Here is a 19,662-nt window from a genome sequence, read left to right as displayed (position 1 = left end):
TCAGACCTTCTTCGAGCCTTCGGCTGCCTTGAACTGCGCGGCCGCAAAGGCCCAGGTCATGCGCGTCGCGTCGGGCCCCTCGGGGTCGCTGAACAGCAGCTTCGATGCGCCGCCGCTCCACGAATGGCCCAGCCCCGCGATCTCGCACAGCGTGACGAGCGTGCGGCCCTTGCGCTTGAAGTCGGTCACGCGGCTCGCACGGCGCTTGCCGCGCTGCATGTCGCGCGGCAGCCCGGGCTTCGCGCCCACCGCAGTTGCCCACACCGCGGCGCTGTTGACTGCATTGCTCGGCGCGACCACAGCGTCGGCATCGCCATGCAGCACCAGCATCGGCGGCAAAGTGGCGAAGACAGCCGCGGCGCCCATCGCCTTGCCGACCGCCGTGGAAGGCATCGGCGGCACGTTCTGCCCGCGCATCGCGCCGAGGGCCGTAGCCGGTGATTTCGCCGCGCCGGGCGCCACGCCCGAATGCATGACGACGGCGCGGAAGCGGTTGGGGTAGCGCGTGGCCAGCAAGGCTGCCATGCTCGCGCCAGCCGAGAGCCCCGCCAGCGCCACGCGATCGCGGTCCGCCGGGTAAAGCATGCAGGCCTGATCGATGGCGGCCATCAATGTCGCGGCTTCGGCGTCGGCCTTGCCGGAGCGGCGCTCGTACCAGTTCCAGCAGCCCTGCGGATGGGCGATCCGGTCTTGCTCGAGATAGAGCACCAGGAAGCGCTGGCGCACGGCCAGCGCGTTCATGCGCGTGCTCGCGGCAAAGTCGCGCCCGGTCTGCCCGCAGCCGTGCAGCATGACCATGAGCGGCAGCCGCTCGCCCGGCTTCAGCTGCAACCCGGCCGGCCGGAACAGGTGATAGCCGCGCGCACCGCCGGGGCCCATCGCCATGCCGCTGAGCCAGTCGCCCTTGCCGGGCGGCGGCTTGAGCCGCTTGGCGGTGGCGCGCTGGACCTGACCCGCGATGCGCTTGCTGTTGCTCAGCGTTGCCTTGGTGAGCGCGCGCAGGTTGCGCTCGTAGGCGCGGGCAAAGACAGAAGCGGTGGAAGAACGGGCCATGGCGCGCAGTGTGAACGCAAAGCGCCGACTGGCCTAACAACACCAAATAAGGGGCGGCCTTCCCGCCCCGGCGCGCATCAGTAGATTTCCGGAACGACCATGCTCGCGGGAACAGGCTGACGAAGGTAGTCGTCGTGCCGCACGCGCGCGGGCAACTCGACCGGCGGATGCGCCACTTCCTGGTACGGCATCTGGCCCAGCAGGTGGCTGATGCAGTTCAGCCGCGCCTTCTTCTTGTCGACCGCCTGCACCACCCACCACGGCGCCTCGGGGATGTGGGTGCGCTCCAGCATGATTTCCTTCGCCTTGGTGTATTCCTCCCAGCGGCGGCGGCTTTCGAGGTCCATCGGGCTGAGCTTCCACTGCTTGAGCGGATCGTGGATGCGACCGAGGAAGCGCATGTGCTGCTCGTCGTCGGTGATGGAGAACCAGTATTTGATGAGCTTGATGCCCGAGCGCACGAGCATCTTCTCGAACTCGGGCACGGTGCGGAAGAACTCTTCGTACTCTTCGTCGGTGCAGAAGCCCATCACGCGCTCGACGCCGGCGCGGTTGTACCAGCTGCGGTCGAACAGCACCATTTCGCCGGCTGCCGGCAGGTGCGCGGCATAGCGCTGAAAGTACCACTGCGTGCGTTCGCGGTCGTTGGGTGCCGGCAGCGCGGCCACGCGAGCCACGCGCGGATTCAGGCGCTGGGTGATGCGCTTGATGACGCCGCCCTTGCCCGCCGCGTCGCGGCCTTCGAACAGGATGACGACTTTCTGCTTGCTGTGCTGCACCCAGTCCTGCAGCTTGACGAGCTCGCCCTGCAGGCGGAACAGCTCCTTGAAGTAGGCCTGGCGGGCCGCCTTGTCGGCGGAGGTCGGCGTTGCCGAGGCGGGGTCGAGGCCGTCGATGTTGCGGTCTTCGATCTCCAGCTCGAGCTCTTCGTCGTAGCTGTCGATCAGGTCGCGGGCGATGCGTTGCATCAGGTCTTCGTGGTCGGGAAGTGCGCTCGTCAGCATGGTGGGGCAGAAGGAGTGAAAGGGCAGGAAAAAGCATGCTGCTCGCCTCATATGACGGCTGCGTGACGGTTTTGAGCCCGTTGACACGGAGTTGTCACACGCCGCGAACACCATCTGCAGCTATTCCAACACCCCAGAAACGCCCATGAACACGCTTGCAGCCCCGCATGCCGAGCTGCCGTCCGCGCCCGCCGCGCAACGGCCCAAACTCGATGCCAAGCCCGGTCCGCTCACGCTGATCACCTTCGTGGGTCTGCTGGCCGCCGGTCTGCTCTTCACCGCCTGGAGCCTGGTGGGCGATGTCACCTCGTCCGGAGCGCCCGTCACCACCTGGGTGCCCTACATGCTTCTTGGCGTGGCGCTACTGATTGCGCTGGGCTTCGAGTTCGTCAACGGCTTCCATGACACGGCCAACGCCGTGGCGACCGTCATCTATACCCATTCGCTGCCGCCCAACTTCGCTGTGGTGTGGTCAGGCTTCTTCAACTTCCTGGGCGTGCTGGTGTCCAGCGGCGCGGTGGCCTTCGGCATCATCGCGCTGCTGCCGGTGGAGCTCATTCTTCAAGTGGGTTCGGGCGCCGGCTTTGCGATGGTGTTCGCGCTGTTGATCGCCGCCATCATCTGGAACCTGGGCACGTGGTGGCTGGGGCTGCCGGCTTCTTCGTCGCATACGCTGATCGGCTCGATCATCGGCGTGGGCGTGGCCAATGCGCTGATGCACGGCCGCGACGGCACCAGCGGTGTCGACTGGGCGCAGGCCACCAAGGTGGGCTACTCGCTGCTGCTGTCGCCGATGGTCGGCTTCGGCTGCGCAGCCCTGCTGCTGCTGGCGCTGCGGGCCTTCGTGAAGAACCGCGCACTGTATGAAGAACCCAAGGGCGCCGAGCCACCGCCGTGGTGGATCCGCGGCCTGCTGATCCTGACCTGCACGGGCGTGTCGTTCGCGCACGGCTCCAACGACGGACAGAAGGGCATGGGGCTGATCATGCTGATCCTCGTGGGCACGGTGCCCATGGCCTATGCGCTGAACCGCGCGATGCCCGCCAACGAGACCGTCAAGTTCGTGGCCGTGGCCGAGATGGCGCAGAACGCGCTGAACCGCAGCGTGCCGACCTCGCTGCCCGCGCTGGAGCCCGCCGCGGCGCGCGACACGCTCTCCACTTATGTGCGCACCCGCGAGTTCAGTCCTTCGGTGGTGCCGGCGCTGGCCGCGACCGCCGGCAGCATCGGACGGCAGGTGCGCGAGCACGGCTCGCTGGCCGGCGTTCCCGCGGATGCCGTCGCCAACGTTCGCAATGACATGTACCTGGCCTCCGAAGCCATCCGCCACCTCGACAAGAGCGGCGCGGCCAAGTTCGACGACGAGACGAAGCTGCGCATCAACACGTTCCGCCAGGAGCTGGACAGCGCCACGCGCTTCATCCCGCTGTGGGTCAAGGTCGCGGTGGCCATCGCGCTGGGCCTGGGCACGATGATCGGCTGGAAGCGCATCGTGGTCACCGTGGGCGAGAAGATCGGCAAGACGCACCTGAGCTACGCACAAGGTGCCTCGGCCGAGGTGGTGGCGATGATCACTATCGGCGCGGCCGACATGTACGGGCTGCCCGTGTCGACCACGCACGTGCTGTCCTCCGGCGTGGCCGGCACCATGACAGCCAGCGGCTCGGGCCTGCAGATGTCCACGCTGCGCAACCTCGCGCTGGCCTGGGTGCTGACACTGCCGGTGGCAATGCTGCTGTCGGGGTCGCTCTACTGGTTGTTCACCCGTATTTTCTGATCACGCATCTTGTCGGCATTTCATGACCTCGCCTCCCAGTCTTACGGAGGCGACGAAGCCGGACTGATCTCCGGCTACCTGTTCGACGCCTCCGCACCCGAGCCCGCGCGGGTCATCGATTCCGCGCAGGCGGCGGCTTGGCTGGTCGAACAACGCGACAAGGGCGATGAAGGCAGCGGCGAAGAGAACCCCTCCTACGTCTGGCTGCACTTCAACCTGAGCCACGCGCATGCCGAGCGCTGGCTGGTGCGGCACGCGAACCTCCCGGACACCTTCTACGAGACGCTGCACGAAGGCCTGCCCTCCACGCGCATCGAACGCGCAGACGACTCGCTGATCGCCGTCATCAACGATGTGCACTTCGAGTTCAGCTTCGAGCCCTCGGACATCTCCACGCTGTGGATCAGCGTGGGCCCGCGCCTCGTGGTCACGGCGCGCACCAAGCCGCTGCGCTCGGTCGACACGCTGCGCACGGCCGTGAAGGCGGGCGACGCGCCGCGCTCGAGCACCGAGCTGCTCGAACACCTGCTACGCGCGCAGGCCGACGTGCTGGTGAAGATCGTGCGCGGCGTCACCTCGCGCATCGACCGCATCGAAGACGAACTGCTGGCCGGCCGCCTCGACCACAAGCGCGCGCGACTCGGCGTGTTGCGCCGGCTGCTGGTGCGGCTGCAGCGGCTGCTGGCGCCCGAGCCTGCCGCGCTGTTCCGCCTGCTGCAGGGGCCTCCCGCCTGGATGGCCGAGCCCGACGCACAGGCGCTGCGCGGCTCGACCGAGGAGTTCTCGGTGGTGCTGCGCGACATGCAGGCGCTGCAGGAGCGCATCAAGCTGCTGCAAGAAGAAATTGCCGCCAACGTGAACGAGGACAACAACCGCAGCCTGTTCGTGCTGACGGTGGTCACGGTGCTGGCGCTGCCGATCAACATCCTGGCCGGCCTGTTCGGCATGAACGTGGGCGGCATTCCGCTGGCCGACCACAAGCACGGCTTCTGGATCGTGGTGGCAATCGTCGCAAGCTTCACCGCGGTGGCGGCCTGGGCGGCTTTTCGCAAGAAGCGCTGAGCCGCATGCAGCGGCGCAGTAATGCTATTTATTTAATAGCATCTTGCGCAGCATCCATGCGCCCGCATCGATGTTCCAGACCCCATAGAATGCGAGGGTGTCCTCCATTCTCAATGCCGATCTTCACTGCCACTCCGTGGTCTCCGACGGCACACTGACGCCCGAAGAATTGGCCGCGCGCGCGGCTGCCAACGGGGTCGAACTCTGGGCCCTCACCGACCACGACGAGGTCGGCGGCCAGCACCGCGCCGCTGCGGCAGCGCGTGCAAACGGCATGCGCTACCTCACCGGCACCGAGATCTCGGTGACCTTCGCGGGCGAAACAGTGCACATCGTCGGCCTGGGCTTCGATGCCGACGACGCGTCCATGTCGCAAGGCCTCTACGACACACGCGGCGGCCGCGGCAAGCGCGCGCAGGAAATGTCCGAGGGGCTGGCCAAGGTCGGCATCCACGGTGCGTACGAAGGCGCGCTCAGGTTCGTCGGCAACCCCGAACTCATTTCGCGCACGCACTTCGCGCGCTTCCTCGTCGAGCAAGGCCACTGCCGCGACACGCCCGAGGTGTTCCGCAAGTTCCTCACCGAAGGCAAGCCCGGCTACGTGCCGCACCGCTGGGCCTCGCTGAAGGACGCTGTGCACTGGATCACCGCCGCCAAGGGCATGGCCGTGATCGCGCACCCAGGCCGCTACAAGTTCACGGCCAACGAGGAGTACGCGCTGTTCCTCGAATTCAAGGCGCATGGTGGCAAGGCGATCGAGGTCGTCACCGGCAGCCACACGCCGGCCGAATATGTCGAGTACGCCGACAAGGCGCTCGAGTTCGATTTCGCCGCCTCGCGCGGCAGCGATTTCCACAGCCCCGACGAGAGTCACTGCGATCTCGGCAAGCTGCCGCCGTTGCCCGGCGCGCTCACTCCTGTGTGGGAACTGCTCGGCGATCGCATCCAGCAGTGAGCCAGAACCCCGGGACCGGCATCGACAACGCGGCAACCGTTGCGCTGGCGAATGCGCGCCTCGCGGCGCAAAAGGCACGCGACACCGAATCGGGCCGCATCCTCGCGGGCATCGGCCTGGTGCTGGTGGCCGTGGCCTGCTTCGCCACGCTCGACACCGCAACCAAGGCCTCTACCGCAGGCGTGCCCATCCTCATGGGCGTGTGGTTCCGCTATGCATTCCAGGCCGTGGCCACCACGGCCGTGCTCCTGCCACTGCATGGCACGGCGCTGCTGCGCACGCGGCACCCGCGCTACCAGTTGCTGCGCGGTGCGCTGCTGCTGGTGTCGAGCACGCTGGCCTTCCTGAGCCTGCGCTACATGCCGCTGGCCGAGTTCACGTCGATCGTGCTGATCGCACCGCTGGTGATCACGCTGCTGGCCGCCACCACGCTCAAGGAATATGTGTCGCCGCTGCGCTGGGTACTGGTGGCGGGTGGCTTCATCGGCACGCTGGTCATCCTGCGGCCGGGCGGCGACGCATTCAGCTGGGCCATCCTGCTGCCGATCGGGCTGGTGCTGACCAATGCGTGGTTCCAGGTGCTCACGAGCAAGCTCGCGCAGACCGAGAACCCGCTCACGATGCATTTCTATACCGGCTGGGTCGGCGCGCTGATTGCATCGCTCGCAGTGCCCTTCGTGTGGACCGAGCTGGACTCATGGCATTGGTGGGCGCTGCTGTGCCTGATGGGTTTCATGGGCACGGTGGGTCACTTCATCCTGATCCTGGCCTACCAGCGCGCGCCGGCATCCACGCTCACGCCTTATCTTTATGCCCAGATCGCTTTTGCCATGCTCGGCGGCTGGCTCATCTTTTCCCAACTGCCCGACCGTTACTCGCTCATCGGCATGGCGATGATCGCGGTCTGCGGTGCGGCCGGCGCGTGGCTCACGGTGCGCGAGCGCCGCGTGCCTATCGAGCCCGCCGAATCCTGATCCGGAGTTTTTTCATGGCCCAGTACTTCGAAGTCCACCCCGAGAACCCGCAGCAGCGGCTGCTGAAGCAGGCCGTCACGCTGCTCGAGCGCGGCGAGATCATTGCGGTGCCCACCGACTCCAGCTATGCGCTGGCCTGCCACCTCGACGACAAGGACGCGGTCGACCAGTTGCGCCGCATCCGCCAGGTCGACGAGAAGCATCACCTCACGCTGCTGTGCCGCGACCTGAGCGAGCTGGCCAACTACGCACGCGTCGACAACAAACAATACCGCCTGTTGAAGGCGGCCACGCCCGGCCCCTACACATTCCTGCTCGAAGCCACCAAGGAAGTGCCGCGCCGCGTGAGCCATCCGCAGCGCAAGACCATCGGCCTGCGCGTGCCTGATCACAAGGTGCTGCTGGAGCTGCTGTCGCTGCACGGCGCACCGCTGCTGGCCACCACGCTGATCGCACCGGGCGAAACCGAGGCGTTGAACGACGCGCAGATCATCCGCGAGCGCTTCGAGAAGCAGATTGCTGGCGTCATCGATGCCGGTGCCTGCCCGTCGCAGCCAACCACGGTGGTCGACCTCACGCCCATGGGCACGGGCGACGAGCCGGTCGTGGTGCGCCAGGGGCGCGGTGCATTGGCTGTGCTTGGCCTCTGAAATCGGGGCTGAGAACCACTCCCGTCTGACACAATCGCCCAGTGGATATTTCAAGTCAGATTCAAACCGTCCTGATCCTGGCGCTGCCGGTGCTGTTCGCCATTACGGTGCCCGCCGTGGTCCGGGGCCGCGTGGCAAGCCACTTCGGCGATCAGACGGCAGCCATGATGGGCCGGCTCACACTAAACCCGATCAAGCACATCGATCCCATCGGCACGCTGCTGATCCCGCTGGTGCTGTACTTTGCGACCTCAGGTGCGTTGCTGTTTGGCTATGCCAAGCCGATTCCGTTCGATCCGAGCAACCTGCGCAATCCGAAGCGGGATCTGCTCTGGGTGTCGCTATCAGCGCCGGCCGCGAACTTCGTGATGGCACTCATATGGGCCATCCTCTTCGTTCTGCTACGCGCTGCGGGCATCGACGAACCTTTCTTCGTACAGATGGCGCAGGGTGGCGTGCTGGTCAACCTCGTGATGTGGGCCTTCAACCTGTTCCCCTTGCCACCGCTCGATGGCGGCCGCATCCTCGTCGGGTTGCTGCCGAATGGACCAGTGCCAAACTTTCTTGCGCGCATCGAGCCCTACGGCTTCTTCATCGTGATGGCGCTGGTGCTGGCCGGAGTCCTCGGCAAGCTCTGGCTGCAGCCGCTGATGGCTGCGGGCTACGCCATCATCAATACGTTCCTCATTCCGCTCGTGGCTTTGCTGCGCTAAGTTCCCTCTTCGTCCCATGGCTTCGTCTTCCCAAGCTCCCCTGCGCGTCCTGACCGGCATCACGCCGTCGGGCACGCCGCACCTCGGCAACTACGTCGGTTCGATCCGCCATTCGGTGCGGCAAAGCGTCGCGCCCGGTGTGCAGAGCTTCTTCTTCCTGGCCGACTACCACGCGCTCATCAAGGTGCAGGAGCCAGCACTCATCCAGCGCTCCACGCTAGAGATCGCCGCCAGCTGGCTGGCCTGCGGGCTCGACCCCGAGCGCGTCACCTTCTATCGCCAGTCGGACATCGTCGAGATCCCCGAGCTGACCTGGTTCCTCACCTGCGTCACCGGCAAGGGCGTGCTCAACCGCGCGCATGCATACAAAGCGCAGCTCGACAAGAACGTGGCCAAGGGCGAGGACCCCGACGCCGACGTGACGGCCGGCCTCTTCATGTACCCGGTGCTCATGGGCGCGGACATCCTGATGTTCAACGCCCACAAGGTGCCCGTGGGCCGCGACCAGGTGCAGCACATCGAGATGGCGCGCGACATGGCGCAGCGCTTCAACCACCTGTACGGCGATCACTTCACGCTGCCTGAGGCCGAGATCGACGACGCCGTTGCCACCCTGCCCGGCCTCGACGGCCGCAAGATGAGCAAGAGCTACGGCAACACGATCCCGCTGTTTGCGCCGCGCGCGCAGCTGCAAAAGCAGATCTCCAGCATCGTGACCGACTCGCGCGCCCCCGGCGAGCCGAAGGACACCGAGGGCTCGGCCCTGTTCCAGATCTACCAGGCCTTTGCCAGCGCCGAAGAAACCGAGTCGCTGCGCAAGGAGTACGCCAATGGCATTAGTTGGGGCGATGCCAAGCAGTTGCTGTTCGAGCGCATCGACCATGAAGTGGCGCCGCTGCGCGCGCGCTACGACGCGCTCATGAACGACCCGGCGCAGATCGAGCGCACGCTGCTCGTCGGCGCCGAGAAGGCTCAGGCGTTGTCGAAGCCATTCATGGCCAGCCTGCGCCACGCGGTCGGCCTGCGCAATCTCGCGGCCGGCAAGGACAAGGGCGCAGCCAAGGCGGCCAAGGTCGCGAAGCCAAGTTTCAAGCAGTACCGCGAAAAGGCGGACGGGCTTTTCTATTTCAAGCTGTTGGATGCGCGCGGCGAAACCCTGCTGCAAAGCCGTGGATTCACGTCGCCGCAGGAAGCGGGCCGTACCATCGCGATCTTGCAGACGCAGCGCGGCGAAGCATTGACCACGCTGGCCAGCCAGCTGGAACCCATCGACACAGAAGGAACACGCGCCGTCACCGAGGCGCTGGAGGCCCTGACGGAGGCAACACCCACAACAAGCGGGAGTTGATCCGGCAAAGCCCATCGGCTTATCCGCCGATGAGCAGGAAGAGAGAAGACGGTGCGATCACAAAGGAAGAAAACATGAGCATTTATGTCATCGACGACCACCCCCTGATGCGCGACGCGATCGTGATGGTCTTGCGGCGATTGCGTCCGGCCGAGAACATCGTCGAGCTCGAGCGCCTCGACAAGCTCGCGAGCTCGGTGCAGCAGCGTGGTGCGCCCACCCTCTTCTGCCTGGACCTGAAGCTCCCGGACACCAATGGCGTGTCGGGCGTGATCGCGGTCAAGCAGGTCTATCCGAACGTGCCCATTGCCGTGTATTCGGCGGCACCTTCCGCGGACATGGAGGACGCCTGCATCGAAGCGGGCGCGGACACCTATATCGAGAAGTCGGCCAGTTCCAACGAGCTGGCGGCTGCCTTGCGCGGCCTGCTGATGGCAGGCTCGGAAGATGAAGCCGACGAAATGCCAGCCGCCAACAGCGGCAAGCTGTCGAAGCGGCAGACGCAGCTGATCGCCATGCTCGACAAGGGCATGAGCAACCGCGACATCGCCACCGACCTGGAGATCAGCGAGCACACGGTGAAGGTGCACCTGTGGCGCCTGTTCCGCAGGCTCGGCGTGAAGAGCCGCACGCAGGCTCTGCACTACGCGCGCACCAACGGCTTGCTGTCGGGCTGATTCCCGCCGGCGAGCCTGACGACCTCCAGAACCGCGCCCTGTGCGCGGTTTTTTATGTGGCGCTCAGCCGCCCGACGCGCTCACGCGGGCTTGCGCTACCGCTTCATCGGCGTCGTGCAGCGCCACGCGGAACACGCTGCCGCTGCCCAGGCGCGAACGCACGCTGACGGGGTGGCCCAGCACGTGCGACAACCGCGCGACGATGGCAAGGCCCAGGCCAAAGCCGTCGGAGGTGCCGGCATGGTCCGCCACCTTGTAGAACTCCAGGAACACGTCGCGCAAGTGCTCGGGCGCGATGCCGATGCCGGTGTCCCACACTTCCACGCGCAGGCCGTCGCGTGTCTGCCGCGCGGCCAGCAGCACGCCGCCTTCGGCCGTGTACTTGATGGCGTTGGCCAGCAGGTTGCCGATCATGCGGCGCACGCGAATGGGGTCGGTCAGGAACGAGCCCTCGCACACGTGCACGCGGAAGTCCAGCCCACGGCTCTCGGCCACCGGGCGGTATTGCAGCTCGAGGTCGTGCAGCAGCTCGGGCACATCGACCCGCTCGACATGCAGGCGCACCTGGCCCGAGTCGATCCGCGCCAGGTCGAACATGGAGTCGAACAGCGCATTCACCGCATGCGTGGCGCGCACGATCTTCGGTGCGAGCTCCAGCACCAGCTCCGGCTCGTTGCGCAGCCAGTCGGCGTACAACGAAAGTGCCAGCACCGGCTGGCGCATGTCGTGCGCGGCGCTGGCCAGGAAACGGTTCTTCATGGCCACGGCCGACACCGCCGCCTGCCGCTGCTGGGTCAGCGACTTGATCAGGATGTGGTTGTGGAACAGCAGCTCCAGGCTGTTGCGCGCCGTCTCGTGAATGTGCCGCCCCGCCCGCAGCAGCAGGAACCAGTGAAGGATCGGCAGGATGGGCATCAGGTAGCCGTACTGGAACTGCGGATGGTGCAGCGCGATCGACGCCAGGCGGATCACCACCGCGCCCAGCATCGTGATGAACAGCGTGTTGACGTAGCGCTTGAGCAGCGGCGGATGCAGCGCCAGCCCGTTGAGCGGGAAGGTGCCCACGCCGGCCACGATGAGCCAGCTCATGAACTGGTTGACCTGCGGCGTGCGCTCGAAGAACAGCAGCACCGATAGCCCCCACACCACCGCGCTGGTGCTCCAGACGAAGCCGTAGCGCTCGGTGAACTGCTGCTGCGCCGCCGCGCTGCGCCCGGCATAGCGCACCGCATAGACCCGCGCGCCCCATGCGCGGCACGCGGTGGCGATGAGGCCGGCCACGAGCCATGTGAGCAGCTCCCACCGGGGCACGTAGGCCCAGTTCAGGCCGACCATCGCGGGCATGAGCGCGGCCGAGACAAAATACGAGCCCCGCGCGGAGCGCATCAGGCTGCGGATGAGCTCGCCGCGCACCCACGATTCGGCCTCGTCGGCCGAAGCCGGGGCGGGGGTCATGCTGGCGATAGACGCGTTGGCCATAAGAGCGGCGATCTTAACGGCCAGCCCGCAATTGTTTCCCGGGGTGACAATCGAAAACAACGCTCAACAATTCAAAGGCTAACCAGGAAGAATTCACTCGCATGCTGTCTCACGTCTACATCGGCGCGAACGACTTCGAGCGCGCCTTCTCCTTCTATTCGGCGCTCATGGGCGAGCTCGGCCTCAAGCTGAGGTTTCGCGATGACGGCAAGCCCTGGGCCGGTTGGCAAAGCCCTGATGCGCCCCGCCCGCTCTTCCTGGTGGGTACCCCGTACGACGACCAAGCCGCTTCGCCCGGCAACGGACAGATGGTGGCGCTGATGGCCGCCGACCGGGCCACGGTGGACCGCGCCCATGCCACCGCCCTCGCGCATGGCGGCGTGTGCGAAGGCCCGCCCGGCCTCAGGCCGCACTACCACCCGGACTACTATGGCGCCTACTTCCGCGATCCGGACGGAAACAAACTCTGCATCTGCTGCCACACACCAAACCCATGCTGAACAACCTGACCCCCTTCCTCATCCACTGGGCCATTACCGCCATCTCGCTGTGGGTGGCCAGCCACCTGTTTCGCGGACTCAAGTTCGACAGCACCGGCGCGCTGGTGGTCTCGGCGCTGCTGCTGGGCCTGGCCAACGCCGTCGTCAAGCCGCTGTTGATCGTGCTCACGCTGCCGCTGACGCTGGTGACCTTCGGGCTGTTCCTGCTGGTCATCAACGCGCTGATGATCCTGCTGGTGGCGGCATTGGTGAAGGGCTTCAAGGTGTCGGGCTTCTGGACCGCGCTGTTCGCAAGCATCTTCATCTCGCTGCTGAGCATCGCCATCGGCTCGTTCGTGACCAGCGACGACCCGGCCGAGAAGGTGCAGATGCCGCAAAGCGGCAACTGGCTCTGAACTGAGCGCGCGCGCCTGAGCACACGGCGCCATCCCATGTTTTGCGGAGAGACAACGCGCAAGGGCTGCCTATGATCCGCCTCACCCGGCATACAGACCGGTGAATGAGGAGCCCCCATGAAGATCGCCTTCACGTCGTGCATGAACTTCGAGTCCGGCCCCGGCGGCTACCAGCATGTCTGGGACCGCATTGCGCAGGAGCAGCCGGACTACCTGTTCCTGCTGGGCGACCAGATCTACATGGATTTCTTTCCCAAACTTGGCGAACCGTCCAAGTGGGACGCCGCCAAGTTCGCCGACGTGATGCGGGGAAAGTACGAAGCGCAATGGAACGTGCCGAATTTCAAGGCGCTGCGAACCGCGCTGCGCCAGCGGCAGGACAACGGCGGCGGCGTGTACGGCACCTGGGACGACCACGACTTTGCCTGGAACAACGCGCACGGCTCGGACGTCAAGGCGCCGGTGAAGCAGGAAACCCGCCGGCTGTTCACCAAATACATGGAGATCGAGCAGCTGCGCAACCCCGCGCACCTCGACCCCAAGACCGACGGCATCTACTACTCGGTGCCCCTGATGCACCAGCAGCAGCGCATCGGCAAGGCGATTTTTCTCGACACCCGCTGGTACAGCAAAGACCCCGGCGACGCGAGCCCGCTGCTCGGGCAGAAGCAGCTCGACTATCTCAAGCAGGAACTGGCCAACGAGCAAGGCTACGTGCTGATCTGCGCCGGCATGCCGATCCGCGCAACCGGCAACGGCTGGATGCGCTACCGCGACGACTACGCGAAATTCCGCGAAATCATCTACAAGCGCAACGTGATCTTCCTGACCGGCGACATCCACGAGAACGCGTTCCTGCCGCCAGCCGGCGAGACGAAGATGTTCGAGGTCGTCTCCTCCGGCGCCTTCGTCACCAAGTACTACTACACCGGCGAACGCGAGAACTTCGGCATCCTCGAATACTCGCCAGCGAGCACCGACATCAAGCTGTTCAACAAGCGCGGGCTCGAGAGGCACAACGTCATCGACAACACCACCTTCGTGCACAAGGAGATCCGATGAAGGCACCTGGGGTGCCTCTCGGCACCCTTGCGGCAGTTACTTGCCCCACACGGTCTTGTACTGCGTGCGATAGCCGTTGTCCGGGTCGAACACGTTCTTCGGCCCGCCGTCCTTGCCCACATTGCCCACCGTCACAAGGTGCACCTTGGGCACGTAGCCCGACCACTTCTCCTTGGCGAAGGCGCGGTTGAGTTCGTCCACGATCTGCCAGCCCTGCATGTTCAGCGGCTCCGGCACGGTACCGGCCTGGAAGCGCTGCGTGCGGATGCGCTGGTAGGCAGCCTCGGAGCCGTCGCCGGCCGACACGGCCTTGGGCGAACCGTCGCCCTTCTTGCCTGCCGCCGTGAGCGAGGGGCCCATGAAGTCGAAGTACAGGTCGTTGATGGCCAGCGAGTGCGTCCACTTGTCGCCGAAGCGCTGCAGCAGCGAGGTGGTGAGCTGCGGCATGCGGGTGGAGCTTTCGGCGATGGGGCTGTCCTCGAAGCTCAGCACGGTGCAGCCGCCGCACTTCTTGATGACAGCCTCCATGGCGCGCGCCTTGTACAGCGCAATGGCGTACTGCGAGTCGGTGAAGATCACCACGCCGGCCTTGCCGCCAGAATCGGCCACCACCCACGAGGCGGCGACGTCGGCCACGTCGTCGGTCACGGTGGTCACGTTGGCGTACAGGCCCGCCTTGTCGTTCGGGCCCGGCTGCTCGCCCGAGTGCCAGCCGACCAGCGGAATGCCCGACTTCGCGGCGCCCGCGAACGCAGCCTTCTGCTCGGTGGTGTCGAAGCCGCCGACCACGATGCCCGCGGGCTTGACGGCCAGCGCCTGATTGAGCGCGGCGGTGCGCCCGCTCACGGTGCCCTGCCCGTCGATGACGCGCACCGTCCAGCCGATGGCGCGGGCTGCTTCTTCCACGCCCTTGCTGACGCCGACGATGCCGCCGTTCTTCATGTCGCCCGCGACGAAGACGATGGTCTTTCCGGCGCTGGCCTTGGGGCCGGTGGTGGGGCCGTCCCACTTTTCCTTGGTCATGGTCGCGATCTCGACCTTCTTCTTCGCAGCATCGAGAAAGTCATCGGCCATGGCCTTGGGTGCCAGCGTGGCGGCGCACAGGGCCAGCACGGCAGCGGCGACGGTGCGTGCGGGAACACTCTTCTTCATGCTTGTCTCCAGTCGTTGTGATGAGCCGTCATTCCGACGGCGTTGAGGGAACGGGTTGCGCGTGATCGAGCTGCCGCTCGGCAATGCGCCGCTTGATCGAACGGTTGCGCCGCTGCTGCGCCCAGCCCGCGATGCCGATGGACACCAGCAGCGTCAGGCCGTTGAAAAGCGGCTCCACATAGAAGGCGCCGCCGAACTGCTGGATGCCCGAGATGCCGATGGCAAGAATCGCCACGCCAACCAGCGTGCCCCACACGTTCACGCGACCGGGCCGGATGGTGGTCGAACCAAGGAACGCACCCACCAGCGCAGGCAGCAGGAATTCGAGCCCCACGCTCGCCTGCCCGATCTGCAGCCGCGAAGCCAGCAGCACGCCCGCAAAGCCCGACAGCAGCCCCGACGCGACGAACGCGCCCATCACATGCCTGCGCACCGAAATGCCGTTGAGCTGCGCCGCCTTCGGGTTCGCGCCAATCACGTACAGCGCGCGGCCCAGCGGCGTGAACTCGGTGACGACCCACAGCGTGACGCTCACCGCAAGCACATAGAACGCGCCCACCGGCAGCCCCAGCAGGTTGCCGCCCGCGATGCCGACAAAACCGTCGGGCAACTCGCCCACCACCTGCCGCCCGCCGCTGTGCCACATGGCCACCGCGTAGATCACGGTGCCCGTACCCAGCGTGGCGATGAACGAATCGATCTGCGCCAGTTCGACCAGCAGTCCGTTGAGCACGCCGAACAGCGCCGCGCACGCCAGTACCACCAGCACTGCCGCCGGCCACGGCAGGCCGAGCTGCGTCTGCAGGCTGATCGCGAGGATGTGCCACAGCACAATGCCGTAGCCCACCGTGAGATCGATCTTGCCGGTGATCATCGGGATGGTCGCGGCCAGTGCCAGCAGTGCAATCACCGACTTGTCGGCCAGGATCGCGCGCAGGTTGAACAGCGTCGGAAAGGTGTCGGGCAGCAGCACCGAGAACAGCAGCGCCAGCGCCACCATCAGCACCACGAGCCCGTAGACCGGCATCGCGCGGCCGATGCTCTGCGCAAGGGAAATGGCCTCGCCGTCGAGGGACTTGTCGGGCTCCAGCGCCGTGGACCGGATGGAACTGCTCATGCGTGAATCTCCTCGCGCGTTGCCGCGCCTGCTGCCAATGCCAATAGCTTTTCGACCGTGATCGCGTCGCCCGTGAGTTCGGCCGCGATCAGGCCGTCGCGGAACACGAGCACGCGGGTACACACGGTCGCGATTTCCTCGAAGTCGGTGGAGACGACGATCAGCGCCGTGCCGGCCTCGGCGCGCTCACGCAGCACGCCGTAGATCTGCCGCTTGGCGCCAACGTCCACGCCTGCGGTGGGTTCTTCGAGCACTACCAGCGGCTTGTCCAGGTGGAACCAGCGCGCCAGCACCACCTTCTGCTGGTTGCCGCCGGAGAGCTGCTGCACTTCGGCGGACGGCGCGGGCGGATTGACGTCGAAGCGCCGGATGAGCGCGAGTGCCTGGTCGTTCTCCCGGCGCGGGCGGTCGAAGGCAAGGCCACGGTCGCCATGCAATGCGGCGTTGGGAAAGAGGTTCTCCAGCACGGTCATCGAACCGGCAAGGTTTTCTTCAAGGCGCTCGCCGGCAACGTAGGCCACGCCGGCGCGAATGGCGTCGGCGGAACACGTGAAGGCGCATGCGTTGCCGAGCAGTCGCATGCGGCCGGCCGACAGCGGCTCGCGGCCGAAGATCGCGCGGCTGATGGCCTCGTGGCCCGCGCCGCGCAGGCCGACGAGGCCCAGCACTTCGCCGCGGTGCACGGCGAGGCTCAACGGGCCGGCGTTGCCGCTGGCCGCGCCGTCGAGCTGCAGCACAGGCTCGCCGCTCCCGGGTTCAGGTGCCTTCGCCTTCTGCACCGAAGCCGACAGCGCCTTGCCCACGATCAGCCCGACGAGTTCGCCCTCGTTCGTCTGCGCCGTGTCCTTCACCGCCACCAGCTTGCCGTCGCGCATCACGGCCGCGCGGTCGGAAATGGCCATCACCTCGTCGAGCCGGTGCGACACGTACAGCATTGCCATGCCCTGCCGGCGCAATTCGCGCAGCACGCCGAACATGCGCTCCACGTCGCTCATCGGAAGGCTGGCCGAGGGCTCGTCGAGCACCAGCAGCCGCGCCTTCACTTCAAGCGCGCGGCCGATGGCCAGCAGCGACTTCTCGGCGCGCGTGAGCGAGAACACGCGGCGGCCTGGATCGATGTCGCAGCCCACGCGCGCCATCACGCGGCGCGCCGTGTCGTTCGCGGCGGACCAGTCGATGAGGCCGAAGCGGCGCGGATAACCGGTGCCCAGGCCCACGTTCTCGGCAACCGTCATCCATTCGACAAGGCCCAGGTCCTGGTGGATGAACGCAACCGGCTGCTCGCGCCGGTCGCTGCGCCGCCAGTCGGCTTGCGGTCGGCCGTCGAAAAGAATCTCGCCCTGGTCCGCGGGATAGATACCCGCGAGCAGCTTGATGAGCGTGGACTTGCCCGCACCGTTCTCGCCGAGCAGCGCGAGGATTTCTCCGGCGCGCACGTCGAGCGTGACGTTGTCGACCGCCTGCGTGCCGCCGAAGCGTTTGCTGATGCCCTGGAACTGCAGCAAGGCAGAAGCGGTGCTCATGCGCGCACCGCCCCGCGGGTGTTCAGGCGAATGCGGTAGAGCGATGTCGAGGCGCACACGAACAGCTCGTTGCCGTCATTGCCACCGAAGGTCAGGTTGCCCACCTTCTCCGGCACCGCAATGCGCGCCATGCGCGTGCCGTCAGGGTGATAGACCTGTACGCTGTCGGCGCTGCTCGTGTAGACGAAGCCGTGCACGTCGACGCGAAAGCCGTCCGCAAGCCCCGGGTTCACGACCGCGAACACGCGCGGGCTGGCAAGGTCCTGCCCGCCGATCACCTCGAAGGCGACGATATGGTGATGCCCCGAGCCGTCGGTGCGCAAGGCGGCCGATGTGTCGCTCACATAGAGGATGCTTTCGTCGGGCGAGAAGGCCAGCCCGTTGGGCTCTTCGACGAAATCGCTCACCGAGCGCAACGCGCCGCTTGCGGGGTCGAAGCGGAACACATGGTTGCGGCCCAGTTCGCTCTGGGCCTTGTGCCCTTCATGGTCGGACACGATGCCGTACGGCGGATCGGTGAACCAGATGCTGCCGTCGCGCTTCACGACGATGTCGTTGGGCGAGTTGAGCCGGCGGCCCTGATAGCGGTCGACCACCACCTCGTCATCCAGCGGCAGCAGGCCCGGGCCGAAGCGCGTGCGCACGATGGCGCGCTGGCCGTGCGAGCAATGCAGCAAAGCGCCGTCGGCCTCGCGGGTGTGGCCGTTGGTGAACTCCGCGCCCTCGCGCCACACGCTCATGCCGCCTTCGGCATGCCAGCGCAGCATGCGGTTGTTGGGAATGTCGCTCCACAGCACCGCGCCGTCTTCGCGCATCCACACCGGACCTTCGCTCCAGGCGGCACCGGTGCACAGGCGCTCGAGCGGACCGGCATCGCGGGCCACGGGGGCGAAACGGGAATCGAAGACTTCGATGGTCATGGCCACGGCGCTGGTTTCCCTGAACTTGGGGCTCGCAGTGTGGCACCGCAAAAGATACCGGTAACTTAGGCTTTTCCCGTACGCTGATTGCGCTATTTTTCATTCTTATAAAAGAATCAATCGCTGTATTCTTTACATACCTAAATCGGCGATTTACAGGTTATCGGTATCTGACCCCGCGTCGCATATCCTCGAACCCGCATTTCCGAGAGAGAAAGAAGCCCTTGCCTCCAAACAAAGCCACCGCTGCTGCCGCCCCCCTCACCCGCCCCGCGACGATGGCCGACGTGGCCGCGCGCGTCGGTGTGTCGAAGATGACGGTGTCGCGCGCGCTCAACCGCGGCGCGAGCAGCGACCGCGTGACCTCCGAGGCGCTGCGCCAACGCATCCTGCAGGCCTGCGAGGAAATGGGCTACGTCATCGACCAGACGGCACGCACCTTCTCCAGCAAGCGCTCGGGCTTCATCGCGGTGCTGATCCCGTCGCTCAACAACTCCAACTTCTCGGAAACCGCGCAGGGCATCACCGCGGCGGTGGAAGCACGCGGCCTGCAACTGCTGCTGGGCTACACCGACTACCGCGTGGAAACAGAAGAGCGCCTGCTGCGCGCCATGCTCGCGCGCCGGCCCGAAGGCGTGATCCTCACGGGCGGCTCGCACACGCCCGCCGCGCGCTCGATGCTGCAGGCCGCCGGCGTACCGGTGGTCGAGACCTGGGACCTGCCCGCCACACCCATCGAACACACGGTCGGCTTCTCGAACGCGCAGGCTGCGGCCGCGATGGTGCGCCACCTGCACGGCAAGGGCTACCGGCGAATCGCCTTCATCGGCGGCACATCGAACCGCGACACGCGCGGCGCGGACCGGCAGCGCGGCTATGCGGAGGCGATCCGCGAACTGGGTCTACCCGACGGCCGCGTCATCAGCTTCGGCCAGCCGCCGATCTCGATGGCGCAAGGCGGCGAGGCGGTGGTGCAGCTGGTGCGTCAGTGGCCCGACGTGGATGCGGTGATCTGCGTGTCAGACCTCTCGGCCTTCGGCGCGCTGATGGAATGCCAGCGCCGCGGCTGGAACGTGCCGGGCCGCATCGCGATTGCGGGCTTCGGTGACTTCGAAGTGGCGCGCGCCTGCCATCCGCGCATCACCACCGTGGCGGTGGATTGCGTGGGCATCGGCAAGGCGGCGGGCGAACTGCTGCTGCGTGTGATCGACGGTGCGCGCGAGGGGCATCGGCCGCCTGCGGAGACAGTGTTGATCCCGTTCCGCATCGAGCAGCGCGAAAGCTCCTAGGTACCGGGTTCT

19 protein-coding genes are annotated in these 19,662 nt (G+C 66.3%); 12 read left to right on the top strand and 7 right to left on the bottom strand.

All coding sequences use genetic code 11. From position 1 onward, the window contains the following. Together NWF24_RS06250 and ppk2 are read right to left on the bottom strand one after the other, a co-directional pair. On the bottom strand, positions 1-1,053 hold the full coding sequence (locus NWF24_RS06250; protein WP_258353434.1) for an extracellular catalytic domain type 1 short-chain-length polyhydroxyalkanoate depolymerase: 1,053 nt from the start codon (positions 1,051-1,053) through the stop codon (positions 1-3). Positions 1,054-1,130: 77 nt separating this feature from the next. Further along, positions 1,131-2,057, bottom strand: a complete 927-nt coding sequence (gene ppk2, locus NWF24_RS06245; protein ID WP_258353433.1) for a polyphosphate kinase 2 — start codon at positions 2,055-2,057, stop codon at positions 1,131-1,133. A gap of 145 nt (positions 2,058-2,202) precedes the next feature. Here ppk2 and NWF24_RS06240 point away from each other — a divergent pair, with 145 nt between their 5' ends. The 8 genes from NWF24_RS06240 (at position 2,203) to NWF24_RS06205 (ending at position 10,213) form a co-directional block, all read left to right on the top strand. After that, a complete protein-coding gene (locus tag NWF24_RS06240; protein ID WP_258353432.1) occupies positions 2,203-3,834 on the top strand; it encodes an inorganic phosphate transporter in 1,632 nt (543 codons plus the stop codon). Positions 3,835-3,843: 9 nt separating this feature from the next. Beyond that, positions 3,844-4,896: a transporter gene (locus NWF24_RS06235; RefSeq protein WP_093077234.1), complete on the top strand. Its 1,053-nt coding sequence runs from the start codon at positions 3,844-3,846 to the stop codon at positions 4,894-4,896. 97 nt (positions 4,897-4,993) lie between these two features. Then, positions 4,994-5,851: a 3',5'-nucleoside bisphosphate phosphatase gene (locus tag NWF24_RS06230; RefSeq protein WP_258353431.1), complete on the top strand. Its 858-nt coding sequence runs from the start codon at positions 4,994-4,996 to the stop codon at positions 5,849-5,851. Further along, a complete protein-coding gene (locus NWF24_RS06225; RefSeq protein WP_258353430.1) occupies positions 5,848-6,825 on the top strand; it encodes a DMT family transporter in 978 nt (325 codons plus the stop codon). The genes NWF24_RS06230 and NWF24_RS06225 overlap by 4 nt, the downstream gene beginning before the upstream one ends. A gap of 14 nt (positions 6,826-6,839) precedes the next feature. Beyond that, the gene (locus tag NWF24_RS06220; RefSeq protein WP_093058605.1) at positions 6,840-7,475 is read left to right on the top strand and encodes an L-threonylcarbamoyladenylate synthase; all 636 of its coding nucleotides are present in this window, start codon (positions 6,840-6,842) and stop codon (positions 7,473-7,475) included. A 41-nt stretch (positions 7,476-7,516) separates the two neighbouring features. Then, entirely contained in the window at positions 7,517-8,188 is a 672-nt protein-coding gene (locus NWF24_RS06215) for a site-2 protease family protein (protein ID WP_258353429.1), read from the top strand. A 16-nt stretch (positions 8,189-8,204) separates the two neighbouring features. Next, positions 8,205-9,536: a tryptophan--tRNA ligase gene (locus NWF24_RS06210; RefSeq protein WP_258353428.1), complete on the top strand. Its 1,332-nt coding sequence runs from the start codon at positions 8,205-8,207 to the stop codon at positions 9,534-9,536. 74 nt (positions 9,537-9,610) lie between these two features. After that, on the top strand, positions 9,611-10,213 hold the full coding sequence (locus NWF24_RS06205) for a LuxR C-terminal-related transcriptional regulator (RefSeq protein WP_093058637.1): 603 nt from the start codon (positions 9,611-9,613) through the stop codon (positions 10,211-10,213). Positions 10,214-10,276: 63 nt separating this feature from the next. Here NWF24_RS06205 and shkS read toward each other — a convergent pair whose 3' ends face one another. Next, a complete protein-coding gene (gene shkS, locus NWF24_RS06200; protein WP_093058602.1) occupies positions 10,277-11,692 on the bottom strand; it encodes a surface-behavior sensor histidine kinase ShkS in 1,416 nt (471 codons plus the stop codon). 101 nt (positions 11,693-11,793) lie between these two features. Between shkS and NWF24_RS06195 the strand changes: the two genes are divergently transcribed. The 3 genes from NWF24_RS06195 to NWF24_RS06185 all read left to right on the top strand — a co-directional run bounded on the left by NWF24_RS06195 (position 11,794) and on the right by NWF24_RS06185 (position 13,649). Then, positions 11,794-12,192, top strand: coding sequence for a VOC family protein (locus NWF24_RS06195; RefSeq protein WP_258353427.1), 399 nt, complete (start codon positions 11,794-11,796; stop codon positions 12,190-12,192). Beyond that, positions 12,186-12,587 (top strand): phage holin family protein, encoded by a 402-nt coding sequence (locus NWF24_RS06190; RefSeq protein WP_093058600.1) that lies wholly within the window; start codon positions 12,186-12,188, stop codon positions 12,585-12,587. The genes NWF24_RS06195 and NWF24_RS06190 overlap by 7 nt, the downstream gene beginning before the upstream one ends. Before the next feature lie 117 nt (positions 12,588-12,704). Further along, positions 12,705-13,649 (top strand): alkaline phosphatase D family protein, encoded by a 945-nt coding sequence (locus NWF24_RS06185; protein WP_258353426.1) that lies wholly within the window; start codon positions 12,705-12,707, stop codon positions 13,647-13,649. Between the two features lie 36 nt (positions 13,650-13,685). Here the strand turns inward: NWF24_RS06185 and NWF24_RS06180 are convergent, their stop codons facing one another. The 4 genes from NWF24_RS06180 to NWF24_RS06165 are packed head-to-tail and all read right to left on the bottom strand — an operon-like array spanning position 13,686 to position 18,361. After that, the gene (locus NWF24_RS06180; RefSeq protein WP_258353425.1) at positions 13,686-14,801 is read right to left on the bottom strand and encodes an ABC transporter substrate-binding protein; all 1,116 of its coding nucleotides are present in this window, start codon (positions 14,799-14,801) and stop codon (positions 13,686-13,688) included. A gap of 28 nt (positions 14,802-14,829) precedes the next feature. Next, positions 14,830-15,918, bottom strand: coding sequence for an ABC transporter permease (locus tag NWF24_RS06175; protein ID WP_258353424.1), 1,089 nt, complete (start codon positions 15,916-15,918; stop codon positions 14,830-14,832). Beyond that, positions 15,915-17,441: a sugar ABC transporter ATP-binding protein gene (locus NWF24_RS06170; protein WP_258353423.1), complete on the bottom strand. Its 1,527-nt coding sequence runs from the start codon at positions 17,439-17,441 to the stop codon at positions 15,915-15,917. Before NWF24_RS06170 ends, NWF24_RS06175 begins: the two co-directional genes overlap by 4 nt. Continuing rightward, complete coding sequence (locus tag NWF24_RS06165) at positions 17,438-18,361, bottom strand: SMP-30/gluconolactonase/LRE family protein (RefSeq protein ID WP_258353422.1); 924 nt, start codon at positions 18,359-18,361, stop codon at positions 17,438-17,440. Before NWF24_RS06165 ends, NWF24_RS06170 begins: the two co-directional genes overlap by 4 nt. Positions 18,362-18,639: 278 nt before the next feature. Between NWF24_RS06165 and NWF24_RS06160 the strand changes: the two genes are divergently transcribed. Beyond that, positions 18,640-19,650, top strand: a complete 1,011-nt coding sequence (locus NWF24_RS06160) for a LacI family DNA-binding transcriptional regulator (protein WP_309148880.1) — start codon at positions 18,640-18,642, stop codon at positions 19,648-19,650. Positions 19,651-19,662 lie beyond the last annotated feature (12 nt).

This window comes from Variovorax paradoxus (assembly GCF_024734665.1).
Lineage (GTDB): Bacteria > Pseudomonadota > Gammaproteobacteria > Burkholderiales > Burkholderiaceae_C > Variovorax.
This window is presented reverse-complemented; position numbering and strand designations above follow the sequence as displayed.

What these genes read in the sequence shown, in the direction of transcription:
- NWF24_RS06250 (WP_258353434.1), bottom strand. Translation starts at nt 1,053, where the DNA reads ATGGCCCGTTCTTCCACCGCTTCTGTCTTTGCCCGCGCCTACGAGCGC.
- ppk2 (WP_258353433.1), bottom strand. Translation starts at nt 2,057, where the DNA reads ATGCTGACGAGCGCACTTCCCGACCACGAAGACCTGATGCAACGCATC.
- NWF24_RS06240 (WP_258353432.1), top strand. Translation starts at nt 2,203, where the DNA reads ATGAACACGCTTGCAGCCCCGCATGCCGAGCTGCCGTCCGCGCCCGCC.
- NWF24_RS06220 (WP_093058605.1), top strand. Translation starts at nt 6,840, where the DNA reads ATGGCCCAGTACTTCGAAGTCCACCCCGAGAACCCGCAGCAGCGGCTG.
- NWF24_RS06210 (WP_258353428.1), top strand. Translation starts at nt 8,205, where the DNA reads ATGGCTTCGTCTTCCCAAGCTCCCCTGCGCGTCCTGACCGGCATCACG.
- NWF24_RS06205 (WP_093058637.1), top strand. Translation starts at nt 9,611, where the DNA reads ATGAGCATTTATGTCATCGACGACCACCCCCTGATGCGCGACGCGATC.
- shkS (WP_093058602.1), bottom strand. Translation starts at nt 11,692, where the DNA reads ATGGCCAACGCGTCTATCGCCAGCATGACCCCCGCCCCGGCTTCGGCC.
- NWF24_RS06195 (WP_258353427.1), top strand. Translation starts at nt 11,794, where the DNA reads ATGCTGTCTCACGTCTACATCGGCGCGAACGACTTCGAGCGCGCCTTC.
- NWF24_RS06190 (WP_093058600.1), top strand. Translation starts at nt 12,186, where the DNA reads ATGCTGAACAACCTGACCCCCTTCCTCATCCACTGGGCCATTACCGCC.
- NWF24_RS06185 (WP_258353426.1), top strand. Translation starts at nt 12,705, where the DNA reads ATGAAGATCGCCTTCACGTCGTGCATGAACTTCGAGTCCGGCCCCGGC.
- NWF24_RS06180 (WP_258353425.1), bottom strand. Translation starts at nt 14,801, where the DNA reads ATGAAGAAGAGTGTTCCCGCACGCACCGTCGCCGCTGCCGTGCTGGCC.
- NWF24_RS06175 (WP_258353424.1), bottom strand. Translation starts at nt 15,918, where the DNA reads ATGAGCAGTTCCATCCGGTCCACGGCGCTGGAGCCCGACAAGTCCCTC.
- NWF24_RS06170 (WP_258353423.1), bottom strand. Translation starts at nt 17,441, where the DNA reads ATGAGCACCGCTTCTGCCTTGCTGCAGTTCCAGGGCATCAGCAAACGC.
- NWF24_RS06165 (WP_258353422.1), bottom strand. Translation starts at nt 18,361, where the DNA reads ATGACCATCGAAGTCTTCGATTCCCGTTTCGCCCCCGTGGCCCGCGAT.
- NWF24_RS06160 (WP_309148880.1), top strand. Translation starts at nt 18,640, where the DNA reads ATGGCCGACGTGGCCGCGCGCGTCGGTGTGTCGAAGATGACGGTGTCG.